This window comes from Sphingomicrobium aquimarinum (genome assembly GCF_039655735.1).
In the GTDB taxonomy this organism is placed as follows: Bacteria; Pseudomonadota; Alphaproteobacteria; order Sphingomonadales; family Sphingomonadaceae; genus Sphingomicrobium; species Sphingomicrobium aquimarinum.
In genome coordinates this window covers 1,071,369-1,084,947 of record NZ_JBBYXH010000001.1, presented here as the reverse complement: position 1 = coordinate 1,084,947, position 13,579 = coordinate 1,071,369, and the positions used below count along the sequence as shown (strand labels likewise).

General features: G+C 61.5%; 10 protein-coding genes. 4 read left to right on the top strand and 6 right to left on the bottom strand.

Annotated features, from left to right (window positions below):
• Positions 1 to 147 precede the first annotated feature (147 nt).
• Positions 148 to 801, bottom strand: a complete 654-nt coding sequence (locus WJS89_RS05600; protein ID WP_346339935.1) for a hypothetical protein — start codon at positions 799 to 801, stop codon at positions 148 to 150.
• 76 nt (positions 802 to 877) lie between these two features.
• Positions 878 to 1,024, bottom strand: a complete 147-nt coding sequence (locus WJS89_RS05595) for a hypothetical protein (RefSeq protein WP_346339934.1) — start codon at positions 1,022 to 1,024, stop codon at positions 878 to 880.
• Positions 1,025 to 1,657: 633 nt separating this feature from the next.
• Here WJS89_RS05595 and WJS89_RS05590 point away from each other — a divergent pair.
• Positions 1,658 to 2,089 (top strand): thermonuclease family protein, encoded by a 432-nt coding sequence (locus WJS89_RS05590; RefSeq protein ID WP_346339933.1) that lies wholly within the window; start codon positions 1,658 to 1,660, stop codon positions 2,087 to 2,089.
• A 149-nt stretch (positions 2,090 to 2,238) separates the two neighbouring features.
• Here WJS89_RS05590 and WJS89_RS05585 read toward each other — a convergent pair whose 3' ends face one another.
• Positions 2,239 to 2,613: a hypothetical protein gene (locus WJS89_RS05585; protein WP_346339932.1), complete on the bottom strand. Its 375-nt coding sequence runs from the start codon at positions 2,611 to 2,613 to the stop codon at positions 2,239 to 2,241.
• Between the two features lie 497 nt (positions 2,614 to 3,110).
• Between WJS89_RS05585 and WJS89_RS05580 the strand changes: the two genes are divergently transcribed.
• Both WJS89_RS05580 and WJS89_RS05575 read left to right on the top strand, forming a co-directional pair.
• A complete protein-coding gene (locus WJS89_RS05580) occupies positions 3,111 to 4,907 on the top strand; it encodes an ATP-binding protein (protein WP_346339931.1) in 1,797 nt (598 codons plus the stop codon).
• A gap of 228 nt (positions 4,908 to 5,135) precedes the next feature.
• On the top strand, positions 5,136 to 5,660 hold the full coding sequence (locus tag WJS89_RS05575) for a gamma carbonic anhydrase family protein (RefSeq protein ID WP_346339930.1): 525 nt from the start codon (positions 5,136 to 5,138) through the stop codon (positions 5,658 to 5,660).
• Positions 5,661 to 5,714: 54 nt separating this feature from the next.
• Here WJS89_RS05575 and WJS89_RS05570 read toward each other — a convergent pair whose 3' ends face one another.
• Genes WJS89_RS05570 through WJS89_RS05560 form a run of 3 tightly spaced genes read right to left on the bottom strand, consistent with a single transcriptional unit; the run spans position 5,715 to position 10,360 of the window.
• Positions 5,715 to 6,908 (bottom strand): beta-barrel domain-containing protein, encoded by a 1,194-nt coding sequence (locus WJS89_RS05570; protein WP_346339929.1) that lies wholly within the window; start codon positions 6,906 to 6,908, stop codon positions 5,715 to 5,717.
• A gap of 12 nt (positions 6,909 to 6,920) precedes the next feature.
• The gene (locus WJS89_RS05565; protein WP_346339928.1) at positions 6,921 to 9,041 is read right to left on the bottom strand and encodes an ATP-binding cassette domain-containing protein; all 2,121 of its coding nucleotides are present in this window, start codon (positions 9,039 to 9,041) and stop codon (positions 6,921 to 6,923) included.
• Positions 9,038 to 10,360, bottom strand: coding sequence for a TolC family protein (locus tag WJS89_RS05560; protein ID WP_346339927.1), 1,323 nt, complete (start codon positions 10,358 to 10,360; stop codon positions 9,038 to 9,040). The genes WJS89_RS05565 and WJS89_RS05560 overlap by 4 nt, the downstream gene beginning before the upstream one ends.
• A gap of 408 nt (positions 10,361 to 10,768) precedes the next feature.
• Here WJS89_RS05560 and WJS89_RS05555 point away from each other — a divergent pair, with 408 nt between their 5' ends.
• Positions 10,769 to 13,435 (top strand): Ig-like domain-containing protein, encoded by a 2,667-nt coding sequence (locus tag WJS89_RS05555; RefSeq protein ID WP_346339926.1) that lies wholly within the window; start codon positions 10,769 to 10,771, stop codon positions 13,433 to 13,435.
• Positions 13,436 to 13,579: the final 144 nt, after the last annotated feature.

Genomic DNA, 13,579 nt, shown 5'->3' with positions numbered 1-13,579 from the left:
GTTCTCCTATCGCGTAAAACCGGCCGCGAGTTAAAAGAAATACACCCGCATACGGGCCTGTAGGCAGACAGATATTAGGCAGGAAGGCCGCTCACAGCCCTCCCGCCCTTCGCAAGAACGCTCAAAAAATGCGCTCTATTTGATCCCTCAAAAAGCCGCCGAGTTGTTTTTTGGTGAAAGCTGATCAGCTTCGCGCATGACAGCTTCTGTCTCCGTTTTACTCACAGTGCTTCCACGTTCAGCAAGGATCGAAAAAGACACGGTCGTGTCAAAACCCTGCTGGCTAATTGTCCTGAAGTACGGATTGTCTTCGCCAATCCCACCGCACCTCGTTGCGCCATTAGTGCACCACACCCCGTTCTTGACAGTTCCCCCTGTCGGCAAACCGTATTTAGCCGACACTTGCTCCTCAAAACGCGCAAGATCGAACCGGTCACTGGTCACATATAGCTTAAGTGTGTCGATTACCGGCCCTAGCTCGGGATGCGCCAGGCCAATTTGCAGTTCTTCACCACTTTTTCCTTCGCACCACCAAAAACGAGTCCCGCTTTGCTGAGGCCAAGCTTCAAACTCGCCGTTTCGGCGCTTTATCTCTGACTGCACTCGTTCTTGGAAGGTCTTTATCGTTCCAGAAGAACGGCAGGCATAGTTCGCAGCAATCAACTTCTGCTCCGCTTCCGCCCATTCCATACCGAGCTTCACGCCCGCAATGTCCATATCGTTAGGTCCCGCAAGAGCGCTGGTCGCGAAAGTCGCCACCCCCAAAGCAACCAAACTTACGCGATGAAAATTTTTAGCCAAATTGCGATCCTTTATTATCAGTATCAGGATGAGTTACACTTTGACCAGAACTAGCGATGTACAAGCCGTGCGTTGCTTATTCGCCACCCGTTCCAGCAGCCTGGGCGATCGCCCATTCCAGAGAATAGCGAAAGACATTCGCTATGATGGCAAACACCATGCAGGGTATGGCGGCCGCGACAAAAAGATCTCCGGACCAGAAGATGAGCGAGGCCAGCGCCATTAGCCCGAAGGCAGCGCCGGATAGAAACGCAACCAGAGAGGCTAGGCCTATAAAAGGACCTAGAATGGTTCCGAAGGCTGTAACGAAAATTCCCCTAATCACTTGCGCACCTTTCGGCTTCTGCGTTGTCCGAAGACATTGTTTTGAGATAGAAATTTTGAGTACATAGGTTGAAAGGTAATACAAGTGCTCTTAAGAGAAAGTTTATTCTCCCTTTCTGCCCGACTGACCGTAGGTACCCTTTAGGTTCCTACTTGAGCCCTCTCTTTTACTGCCCGCGCGGCTCGCCGACAGGCGGCAGTACCGTCGCATGGGCATCACCGCGCGCCCCGCACCTTGAGCATTTGAATCTGTGCGCTAGCGTCCGAAGCTCTGCCGTCGCGGCCCCGCGCTGTGCTAGCTTCATTCCATCAAGCGTGGCCGCATTCCCGCAGTTAAGACAGTGGACCTTAAGCCCCGCCCCAAATCGGACTAAATCGGAAACGGTGCGAATGTGCTTAGTGGACATGCCGCACAAATGCTTCGCAAGGGAGAACAGATCAAGAACGGATCGTGAGATTTCTGTGGATCGTTTCGGGCCCCAGCTCTCAAATATTGACATAGTTTGGGGCCCTAGGGATGACTGCGTACACGATGCTGATCGCTCTACTTTTTGCGCTTGCGCCGGTCGTGCCCGCCGGTAGCGGGTTTGAATGCACACCGATTGCCGTCTGGGATGGTGATGGGCCAATCTGGTGCGAGGAAGGTCCGCGTGTTCGCCTGTCTGGGATCGCGGCGCGCGAACTCGATGACGAATGCCGTGCCAATCATCCGTGCCCCGATGCGTCCGGCATTGCTGCGCGCGATGCGCTGGTCGAGTTGCTTGGAGGTCCGCGCGGTAAACTATCGCATGGTCATGTCATTGTGAATGCACCGGCAATGTCATGCATCTCGACCGGTTCGGCTGGTGGTTCGCGTACTGGCGCGTGGTGCGTCACTGCATCCGGCGTTGATCTGTCGTGCGCGATGGTGTCGCGCGGGTATGCGCTGCGATGGCAGCGTTACTGGGGGCGACATCGCTGCTGACAAAAGCGGGCCAAGCACCGCCTGAACCGCCCAGCTGCGTTTCGCAGTTTCGAAGCTCAGGCCAAATGCTCGCCAATGTTCGTCGAGGAGGATAACGCTGGAAGCGGACGGTCCGTTATCGGCCCAAAAGCGGACTTTCCGGCAAGGAGTTAGCAGTTAGATAGGCAAACAACATCGGCGCCGGGAAGGAGGTCGCCACTGACTTCCAAGACGACTCCATTGGGCAGCTGATAGGTCGGTGCGTTGAAGTTGGCGAAGTCATTCGACCCTTGTCCGACGGTATGCCTTATTTCAGGTGACGAGACCATCCTTGCGGCAACGGGAGGAACCCGATTTGCACTTTGGGGCGCGCGTCGCGCCTCTGCCTCTGCGCGGAGACGATTAGCTTCGGCTTCCTTTTCGAGAATGTCGTATTTCCGCTCGAGCAGCTGATTCATGTCCTGTGCTAGTGCGCGATCCGCTAGGCTCGCTTCTATTGCGAGTATCAACAAAACCTTAGTTGCTATCAAAAGCGGCTGGTTCATATCAATCGCCCCTATTCATTGTTGATCTAACATCCTCGTTAGCATTCTCGCCAAATGCGAATTCGATTAGCTTAGAGCCAATCTTTATCACATAACCTATGTCAGGCTAACAGTCGATTAGACGGGACATCTGCGACCTAACAAACCTGTTTATATATCGTTTCAAGTGGTCAGGTCTGCTCAGGGGGCGTTAGCGGTCCTTGACGGCATGAGGAGTATGAGTGTCGGTGCTTTTGAGCTCCCGACGCCGGAAGCAGACAGTCAGCTACCGGCCCAGGAGCCGCGATTCACTTGACCGAGGCGAGGGGTCAGGGTCTCGAAAGAGAAATTTCCCAATGATTTGAGTGCCCATTTTTGTCGTCTTTGGGGCACCATTTTCCTCGGCCTTTGCTGCGAGGCCGTCCGCCGACGGTTGGTCCGATACGGATCGGAAGCTCCTAAACAGACGTTAGATGTTCCCGTAATGTTCGGTTCTCGTGCCATCGAGAAGGCGAACCATGCTCCGTTGCTTCACACCTTATTCGGCTTTTGTCGCCATCGTCGGGCTGTACGTCGCGGCGCGCTACGCCGAGTTTTCTGCGGCGGCGGAGGTTGCCTTCTTGCTCCTGCTGGCCTGCGTAACCCTGCACGAACGCAATGCGCGCCGGCGTACCAAAGCGGTAGCGACGAAGCTGCAACGGTCGGACGATGAACGGAGAAATGCGGTTCACGAGTGGAGCGAGTCCGATCGGCTCCTGCAGATGACCGAGCAGACAGCCAGCATCGGTCATTGGGAAGTCGATCTGCGGACACAGCAGATCTTCTGGTCAGACGAGACATTCCGCATCCACGGACAGCCGCCCGGCAAGGCGCCAGATCTCGAAGCTGCGATCGCGGTGTATCATCCCGAAGACCGCCAGATCGTGGTCGACAATTTCGAGCGCGCAGTCGAGACCGGGACGGGCTACACGTTTCAGGCGCGGCTCGTACGGGCCGATGGCGAGATCCGACAGGTGGAATCGATCGCCCGTGTGCAATGCGACGACGAGGGAACGTCCGTCAGACTGTTCGGCGTCTTTCGCGACCGCACCGATGAACTGGCACGCCAGCGTGAACTGACCGCGGCCCTCAGCAGGGCGCGTTATGCGGTGGCTGCCAAGAGCCGGTTCCTCGCCAATATGAGCCACGAAATCAGAACGCCCATGAACGGGGTGATCGGGTTTACGGACCTGCTGCTACGCGAGGAACTGACCGCGACCCAGCGTCGCTACGTAAGCCTCATCAGAGACAGCGGGCGGTCGATGCTGACGCTCCTCAACGACATTCTCGACATCTCGAAGATCGAAGCGGGCAGCCTCGAACTCGCGAAGGAGGAAATCGTTCTTCGCGACAAGCTTGAAAGCTGTCTTGCGATCATGATGCCGATGGCCTCGGAAAAGGCCATCGACCTTTCGATGAACATCGACCCCGACGTCCCGCTCCGCTTCGAGGGTGACCGGCTGCGGTTTCGCCAGATCGTGCTCAATCTCATCGCGAACGCGATCAAGTTCACCGATGAGGGCGGGGTTTGTGTCACCGCACGGATGAAGGACGATAGCGAGGATGACGTGTTACTGGTCGAGGTCAGGGATACGGGTGTCGGGATCCAGGAGAAGCAACTGGAATCCATCTTTGCCAACTTCAGGCAGGCCGACGCCACCACCGCTCGGCGCTTTGGCGGGACGGGTCTGGGACTGCCGATCAGTCGGAATCTGGCGCGGCTGATGGGCGGCGATGTCCATGCGCGGGCGAATTCGGGACCCGGCTCAACCTTCACGATCGAGCTTCCCGTCCGCATCCTCGAACACAGCGACGCGGTCGCCATTGATGCGCCCGCAACGATGGGGACCATCGCGCGCGACGTCTCCCTTCTCGTCGTGGAGGATAATGCCGTCAATCAGGTGCTGATCGAGGCGATGTGCCAGAAGCTGGGGGTCGACGTGGCGATCGCATCGACAGGCCTCGATGCCATCGATTGCGTCCGCCACGCGCGCGACGAGGCACGCCTCTACGATCTCGTCTTCATGGATCTCCAGATGCCGCAGATGGATGGGTTCGAGGCCACCCGCCGCCTGAGGGCGTTGGGCTTCGATGCAGGCACGCTCCCGATTGTCGCGCTGACGGCCAATGCCTATGCCGAGGATGTAGAAGCCTGTCTCGAGGCCGGGATGCAGGATCATCTGACAAAGCCCATCACGCTCGAACAGGTCGACGAGAGGATCGCGCGCTATTCGGACAAATCGTCCGCACAGGTGGGGAAGGCCGCCCAGGGATAAGCGGCGACCGCAGGGATGCGTTTGGCCGTGGCAGCGAGGCGAGGCGGCGACTACGCTACGGGAGGGAGACGACGCGAGGTCTTGGCGACGATCCTGACGCGCTTGGCGCTTCCGTGGACTCCGACAACGTTCTCTTACGATTGGGAGATCCTGCTCATTCGCGGCGCAGGGCGCGGGTCGCCGGTTGATCGTTGCCAAGAACCGACCGCTCGTCCTAGCGTCGGCGCCATGACACTCTATCGGCTAGACGACAAAGAACCCGTTTTGGAGGATGGAGCGTGGGTGGCGCCCTCCGCCGACCTGATCGGTGACGTTCGCCTCGGTGCGCGGGCAAGCGTCTGGTTCGGCGCGATCATCCGTGCCGACAACACGCCCATCACGATCGGCGAGGAAAGCAATTTCCAGGATGGGGCGATCGGCCATTCGGATCCCGATGCCCCGCTCGTCATCGGCGCGCGCGTGACGGTCGGACACCAGGCGATCCTGCACGGCTGCACCATCGAGGACGAGGTGCTCGTCGGAATGGGCGCGCGCATCCTCAACGGGGCGGTGATCGGTTCGGGGTCGATCGTCGGCGCGGCGGCTCTGGTCACCGAGGGCAAGACCTTCCCGCCGCGCAGTCTTATCGTCGGCGCCCCGGCAAAGGCCATCCGCACGCTCGATGACGAGGCGGCGGCGATGCTTCGCGCTTCCGCCGCTTTATATGCTGCGAAGGCGGCAGCGTACCATCAAGGGCTGGTCGCCATCGACTGAGCGGCCGTTCGGGAGGGACACATTTTCGCATCCTTCCTCGATCCGACCACCGACCTATCGCTCGCCCAATGCCTCGGACGCCGTCTTGAGGATCGGCTTGGTGAGATAGTGGAACACCGTCGTCTCGCCGGTCTTGATCTCGGCGATCGCGGTCATGCCGGGCTGGAGCGAGATTCTCTCGTCGCGCGTGCGCGGACGCAGCGTCGAGGGGTCGACGGAGAGGCGCACGCGATAATAGGTGACGACGCCGTCTTCGGTTTCCTCGGAGAGCGTATCGGCGCTGACGAATACCACTTTGGCGGCGGCCGCGCCGTAGATGGTGCTGTCATAGGCGTCGAACTTGACGTTGCCCTCGTCACCCACCTGGACGAACGCGATGTCGGCGGGGTCGGCGCGCGATTCGACGATGAGTTCGTCGCCCGACGGCACCATCTGCAGCACTTCATCGCCGGCCCGCAGCACGCCACCGATCGTGGTCAGCGCGACATGCACGATGACCCCGTCGGTCGGCGCCCGCAATTCGGATGCACCGAGCACGGCCTCGCGCTGCGCCAGCTGTTGCGAGGCGGTCGCGAGTTCTTCCTGCGTGGCGGCGAACTCGGTCTGGAGCTCGGCGAGATAGTCGGTACGAAGATTGGTGATCTGTCCCTGATAGTCGGCGGCGGTACGCTGCATGCGCAACACTTCCGAACGCGCCACGTCACCGCTCTCGACGAGCGGCAGGTTGAGCTGCAGTTCCTCACGCGTGAGATCGAGCAGCGCCTGGAGCGCGCTCGTCTGCGTGGCGAGCGACTGGCGACGGCGCGTATAGAGCGAACTCTGGTTGGCGCGGAATTCGGGGAAGTCCGCGGTGTCGGCAGGAAAGGACAGCGGGCGATTGAACAATTCGGCCTCGATCCGCGCCATGCGGGTTTTGAGCGCGGCCACTTCGGCACGCGACTCGTCGACCGCGGCGGCGGGGCGGCGCTTGTCGAGAAGAACCAGCAATTGTCCCGCTTTGACCTCGTCGCCTTCCTGGACAAGAATTTCCTCGATGGTCCCGCCCTCTTCGGACTGGATGATCTGGGTACGGCCCGAGGGAATAACTTCGCCGGGGGCGCGGCTGATCTGGTCGATATGTGCCCACATCGACCACACGAGGAAGCCGACGAGCGCGAACAGCGACACGAAGATGATGACCGTGCTGGCTCTGGGCTTGAAACGCCCGTCGCGCGCGCGGGCGCCGGAGTGGAGGCGGGACTGCAACATGCGTCTGATATCCTAGCTGGCCAGCCGAACCGGCTTTTTGGGCTTGTCGGGCGAACCGCCGCCCGACTGTTTCTTCAACTGCTCGAGCACCTGCGCGGTCGGCCCCATCATCGCGACCCTGCCCGACTGCATGACGATGAGCTTCTGCGTCAGCTGGAGGAGCTTCATGCGATGCGTCGAAAGGATGACGGTCGCGTCGCTGCCGAACAAATCGTGGAGGGTCTTGAGCAGCTTCTGCTCGGTCCCCTGATCGAGATTCGAGGTCGGCTCGTCGAGCAGCCAGATCGAGGGCTTCGCGAGCATCAGGCGTGCCATGTTGACGAGCGTGCGTTGCCCGCCCGAAAGGCCGCGGCCGCCCTCCTGGATCTGCAATTCCAGCCCGTGCGGATGATTGGCGACGAGCGGGGCCAGGCCGACCTGCTCGATGGTCGCCATGAGCTTTTCATCGCCCGGATCGGACAGGCCCATGAGCAGGTTCTCGCGCAGGGAGCCGTTGAGAAGGCGCGTATCCTGCGGAAGATAGCCGACATGGCGGCGCAGCACGTCGGGTGCGATCAGCCCCATGTCGAGGCCGCCGACCTGAACGTTGCCCGCTGCCGGCGCATAGAGCCCCGCCATCAGGCGAAGCAGCGTCGACTTGCCCGAGCCGATGCCACCGATGATCCCCACGCGGTCGCCCGCCTCGATCTTCAGCTTCTCGATCTCGACGCCCGTCCGCACACCGGGATAGGCGAAGGCCGCCTTGTCGAGCGTGAGCGTGGGATCGATCTTCTCGGGCCGCAGGCCCTCGACTTCGGGGTCCTGGTCGAGCGGCAGCGCCATCAGCGCATCGAGCATCCCGAGCGAGGAACGGGCATAGCCCCACTGGACGAGCAGGTTGGGAAGCTGCGCGACGAGCGGTCCGTTGACGCGGCCCGCGATGATCGCGCAGGCGATGAGCGCGCCCGCGGTCAGTTCGCCCTCGGCCACCAGCACCGCGCCAAACGCGACGATCAGCACGTAGGTTGTCTGCTGGAGTGCCGTGAACATCGAGGTCGCGATCGAGCTCCAGCGCTTGACCGGATCCTCGTGCATCTGCACCTCGTCCATCAACTGGTTCCAGCGCGCGAGCATGTGCCAGTTTCCGCGGTTGGCCTTGATGGTCTCGGCCGCATCGAGGCTTTCGACCAGCATCCCGTTCTTGCGGTTGCCCGACACCTGCGCGCGCGCGGTATCCTTGCGGATCAGCCGGGCGAAGATCAGCGCCAGGACGACCGCGATCGGGAAGCTGACGAGCGGGACGTATGCCAGCGGTCCGGCGATCATGAAGATCACGAAGATGAAGAAGATCGCGAACGGAAGATCGGCGACGAGGAAGATCGAGGCGGAGCTCATCAGCCCGCGGATCTGTTCCCAGCCGCGGATCTGCGAGGCCATCGTACCGATGCCGCCGCCGCGCGCGTCCAGCCGCACCGCCTGGCTGCGGGCGAAGAAATATTCGGAGACCTCCGCATCGATCTTCGCGGCCTCGCGCTCGATCATGAGGCTGCGCGTCGTGCGCAACAGGAAGTCCAGCGCCAGCGCGATCAGCACGCCGACGACGAGAACGTAGAGCGTGGAGAAGCCGCCGCGCGGAATGACGCGGTCATAGACCTGCATCGAGAAAAGCGCGGTCGCGAGGCCGATGAGGTTGACGATCACGGTCGCGACGATCGCGGAGAAGAACACCCCCTTGCGGAGGATCAGCGCGCGCCAGAAGACGTCGATCGCCTTCTGGCTGCCGCCGCGATCGCGCAGCTGCGGGATCTTGAGATGATAGAAAGCCGCGCCTTCGGGGATCCTCATCACGCGCGCGCCGGTGGGTCCGTTGACGCGCACGCTGTCGAGCGATTCCCATTGTTCGGCGATGACCCAGCCCTTTTCGGGCAGCAGCATCAGGAGCGGGAACTGGTTGGGACGCGGGCGACCGCGCACTTGCGTCGGCTCCTTCCATCCCGCGGCGCGCGCCAGCGCGTACAGGCCGTCGTCGCTATGATAGAGACCGTTGGACGTGGTGGTGTCGAAATCCTCTTCGCCCAGTTCCAGCCGCCAGTTGGGCGACAGGTCGGCGCCCTGCGCCGCGGCGAGTTTCTCGACCAGTAGGGTGAGGCTCATTCTTCAATCTCCGTGAGGGCGAGATAGGGTCGCCACTCGCAAGTTCTGATGCGGATCCGGGCGGCGGACGACATCGCGCTCACCTCGGATTCAGTCAATCCGATGCGCGCGTTGATGGCTTCGCGCACGGCGTTCATGACGTCGAGCCAGGTGCGCCTTCCGGCGATGAACTGGCGTAGGTAGCTGTCGGTCACATTCTCCGACGCGTCGGCTGCGGCGGCGCTGCTCTCGATGCGGCTGCGCGCGGCCTGGTTCTCGACGAGGTCGAGAATGAGCTGTTCGCGGGTCTGGCGCTGGGCGACGGTAATGTCGATGAAGCTCGCGTCGGCACGCGCCCGGGCAGCGTCCGCGGCGATCAGCGGCGACAGGCCCGAGGTCGTCGAGGCGGTCACGGCGAGGCCGAGCTGGCTGCCGCGAAATTCATCGTAGCGATACTGCACGCCGAGCTCGGGATAGATGGACGCCTTGGCAATGCGCTTGTCGGCGTCGGCCACTGCCGCCTCGGCCGCAATCCGCTCGATCGTGGGATTGCACAAAAGGGCACTGTCGATTGCCTGCTGATAGTCGGGGTGGTGCACGGCAGGATCGTAGGGCTCGAACGGCGGGCCCGGTGCGGCGTCGTCGCCGGTCAGCTCACGAAAGCGCTCCTGCGCCGCATAACGTTGCGCGGTATTGAAGGCGAGCTGCTGACGTACTTGTGCGAGGCGCGACTTGGCGAGCTCGAGATCCGATGCCGGGCTGACATCGCGATCGACGCGGCGCTGGATACTGTCGACCAACCGCTGGTGTTCGGCGAGACTTTCCTCCAGCGCGCCCTCGAGCTGCGTCGTGCGGACGATCTCGTAATAATTCTGCGCCAATCGAAGGAGAATGTCCTGCGCGATTTCCCCGACCCGGGCGATCTCGACCATCTTGACCGCCTTCGCCCGGTCGATCGAGCTTTCGATCTTCCCGAAGGTATAGACGGGCTGCACCACCGTGATCTCGGGGCTGATGCCACGAATATCGCGGGTCAGCGCCGACACGTTGACGCTCGGTCCCCACAGCCACTTGGCGGCATTCACATCGATGTCGGCGGCCTCGATCGAAGCGCGCGCCGAGCGGAGCGAAGGATAGGTCGAAAGCGCGTCCACGGCGCCCTGTTCGAGCCGCGGCGGAATTCCTGTCGCCTCGGATGGAACAACAACGAGGGGCTGAACGTCCTCTTGCGTATCGACGGGGCCGTAGATCGAGACTTCCTGGGCGGACGCACCTGCGCTCGCAAGGGAAGCGAAGACTACGCTCCCGAGAAGAATTTTTGGGAATCGAGACGTCATCATCTGCGCTTCGCTAACTTTACGGACAAATGCATTCGGCAAGGCGCTTGACCCTTTCTTCAAGGCGAGCGGTGATGAGAACGGCGATGCGAACCCCCGCGTCCGCACCCGCCCTATGACACGGAAACCTATGCATTCCAAGAACATGTTCAAGATCGAGCACGCATTGAAAGCAAGTCCTTATGGAGGAGGCGAAAAGTCTTCTCGCCTGCGAAACGATTGGCCTTATCGGGCGACCGTTTCGGCCCGGACGCGCAACAAAGTTGCAAATTTACGGCTTGAACAACTCAATTCGCCATGTAGGAGTGGCGGATAAGTCCACTCGGAACAGGAGGCGGGGTGCAGGTGCGCCTGTCCTTCGTGGGGGCTGAACGACCAAGGTATACGTAAGAGTATAAAAGGGAGAATGATATGACCGACGCTGTAGGATCGATCGATACGTCGAATGCAGACAGCGGTGCGGAAGCCGTCGAGACGGAAGCCGTAACCGAAACGCAGGCGCCGGCGACGGCTCCGACTCAGGCGCAGATCGCCGCTCAGGCTGCCGCGATGGCCGCCGCCAGTGCCGAAGCCGCCGCGGTTGACGCGGAAGCGGTCGCGGCCGACGTCGACACTGCGAAGGTCGAGAAGGTCGACGCGAAGGCCGACAAGGCCGACGACGCCGACGAAGACAAGGCCGACGCCGAAGAAGATGAAGACGTGTCCTCGGATACGACGGTCGAAGACGTTGCCGTCATCGCCGAAGCCGTGCTCGGTCAGGACATGGACGGCGACGGCATCGACGACGACTATGAAGATTGCGGCCCCGAAGATAACGGCATCGTCTACCTCGCGCTCGGCGCGCTGGCGATCGGTGCGGGCGTCGCGCTTCTCGCGCTCGGCGGGGACGACGATGACGACGTCATCGTCACTCCGATCAACGTTCCCCCGACGGCGGCCGATGCAAGCATCACCGTCACGGAGGACACGACGGCGACCGGTCAGCTCACGGCGACCGACCCGGACAGCAGCAACCTGACCTACACGCTGGTCGGCGATCCGATCCCCGGCCTGACGCTCAACAGCGATGGTAGCTACAGCTTCAATGCGGGCAACGCTGCCTATCAGGATCTCGACACGGGCGAATCGGAGACGATCGTTGCGACCTTCCAGGTCAGCGACGGCCAGTCGACCAACAACGGCACGCTGACGATCACCGTCAACGGCGTCACCGACAACTTCGCTCCGGTCGCGAATGCCGACACGGCGACGACCGCCGAGGACACGGCCGTCACCATCGACGTGCTCGCCAACGACACCGACGCCGACGCCGACGATCTCACGATCACGGCCGCCACGGTCCAGGGCGGTGCTGCTGTGGGTACGGTCACCATCAACGATGATGGTACGCTGACCTTCAATCCGGCCGCCGACTTCAACGGCACCGCGGTCATCAACTACACCGTCAGCGACGGCATGGCCTCGTCGTCGAGCACGGCGACGGTCGTCGTCACTCCGGTCGACGACGTTCCGGTCATCGGCGACGATCTCCAGTTCGACGGCGTCGAAGACACGGACTTCAACATCGATATCCGTGACAGCATCATCGATGTCGATGGTGATGACCTCACGATCACCGCGGCCGACTCGGACAACGGGACCGTGATCATCAATGAAGACGGTACGCTGACCTTCATTCCCGACGACGATTTCGAAGGTGCGGCGGTCGTGAACTTCACCGTAACCGACGGCACCACCAGTCAGGATGGCTCGTTCACCGTCAATGTCGCGGGCGTCAACGACGCTCCGGTCGCGATGGACGATGCCCTTGGTAACGTCGATGAAGACGCTGGCCTCGTCACGGGCAACGTGCTCGACAACGACCTGGACGTCGATGGCGACACGCTGACGGTCTCGCTCGCGGACGGCGAAACGCTTCCGCCGGGCTTCACCGTCAATGCCGATGGCAGCTGGTCGCTGGATCTCACCGATCCGGAATACCAGATGCTCACCGACGGCGAGACGATGTCGTACAGCTTCGACTATGTCGTCATGGACGGCAACGGCGGCATGGACACTGCGACGGTTTCGTACACCGTGGTTGGCTCCAACGATGCTCCGACGGTCGTTCTGGGTGACCCGATCGCGGCCACCGAAGACACGGCGGTCGTCATCGACCTCTCGGATCGCGTTTCGGATGCAGAAGGCGACATGATCACGATCGTGTCGGCCGATGCGGTCAATGGCACGGTGGTCGTCAACGCTGACGGCACGCTGTCCTATACGCCGGATGACAACTACTTCGGCGCCGACTCGCTGACGGTTGTGTTCTCGGACGGGACGACGACGACGACGGAAACCTTCATCGTCGACGTCGCGTCGGTCAACGACGCGCCGGTGGCGATGGACGACATGGTCATGACGGACTTCGATACGGCCGTCGTCATCGACGTTCTTGCCAACGACATGGACGACGACAACGACATGCTGTCGATTTCGGCTGCTTCGTCGGACGACGGTACGGTCGTGGTGAATGACGATGGTACCATCCTCTTCACGCCGAACGCCGGCTTCGAAGGCGATGCGACGATCAGCTACACGGTCGTTGACGGCCAGGGTGGCTCGGACACGGCGACGGTAACCGTTTCGGTTGCGGCGGAAATGACGGTCATCAGCCTCGATCAGGATGATGACGGCGATCCCAACACGCTGTTCGCTCTCGATATCGATGCCAGCGACGATGCCTACGATTTCGTCGACGACGCTTCGGTCGCCAACCTCGTGTCGGTCTCCGGCTTCGGTGCCGACGACACGATCACCTTCACCAGCGAACAGACCGTGGCCTTCAGCGGCTCGGACTACGATGGTGACGGTGTGGCGGATGACGTCCAGATCATCATCAACAACAACGGCCAGGTCAGCGAGATCTACCTCTACGACGTCATCACCGAAGACGACATCGTCTTCGATGCGGCGTCGGCGGAAGCGGCGATCGGCGACGGGGTTCAGAACTTCTTCTTCGAAGCCCCCGATGCGGCGGTTTCGGGTGGAGCGGAAGACCTCTCCCTGGTTCCCGATCAGACCTTCCTGTTCGGTTAAGCCAACGAAAAGGGCCCCCGCTCGGAAACGAGCGGGGGCCTTTTTTTCGTTTAGCCGAGACGCCGGAGCGTCCCGTCGCAGGCCGCTGCCCATCGCGGGAGCATTTTTGCGGACCGTTCGTCATGAAAAAGGATGCGCACGAGT

What these genes read in the sequence shown, in the direction of transcription:
- WJS89_RS05595 (WP_346339934.1), bottom strand. Translation starts at nt 1,024, where the DNA reads ATGGCGCTGGCCTCGCTCATCTTCTGGTCCGGAGATCTTTTTGTCGCG.
- WJS89_RS05590 (WP_346339933.1), top strand. Translation starts at nt 1,658, where the DNA reads ATGCTGATCGCTCTACTTTTTGCGCTTGCGCCGGTCGTGCCCGCCGGT.
- WJS89_RS05585 (WP_346339932.1), bottom strand. Translation starts at nt 2,613, where the DNA reads ATGAACCAGCCGCTTTTGATAGCAACTAAGGTTTTGTTGATACTCGCA.
- WJS89_RS05580 (WP_346339931.1), top strand. Translation starts at nt 3,111, where the DNA reads ATGCTCCGTTGCTTCACACCTTATTCGGCTTTTGTCGCCATCGTCGGG.
- WJS89_RS05575 (WP_346339930.1), top strand. Translation starts at nt 5,136, where the DNA reads ATGACACTCTATCGGCTAGACGACAAAGAACCCGTTTTGGAGGATGGA.
- WJS89_RS05570 (WP_346339929.1), bottom strand. Translation starts at nt 6,908, where the DNA reads ATGTTGCAGTCCCGCCTCCACTCCGGCGCCCGCGCGCGCGACGGGCGT.
- WJS89_RS05565 (WP_346339928.1), bottom strand. Translation starts at nt 9,041, where the DNA reads ATGAGCCTCACCCTACTGGTCGAGAAACTCGCCGCGGCGCAGGGCGCC.
- WJS89_RS05560 (WP_346339927.1), bottom strand. Translation starts at nt 10,360, where the DNA reads ATGATGACGTCTCGATTCCCAAAAATTCTTCTCGGGAGCGTAGTCTTC.
- WJS89_RS05555 (WP_346339926.1), top strand. Translation starts at nt 10,769, where the DNA reads ATGACCGACGCTGTAGGATCGATCGATACGTCGAATGCAGACAGCGGT.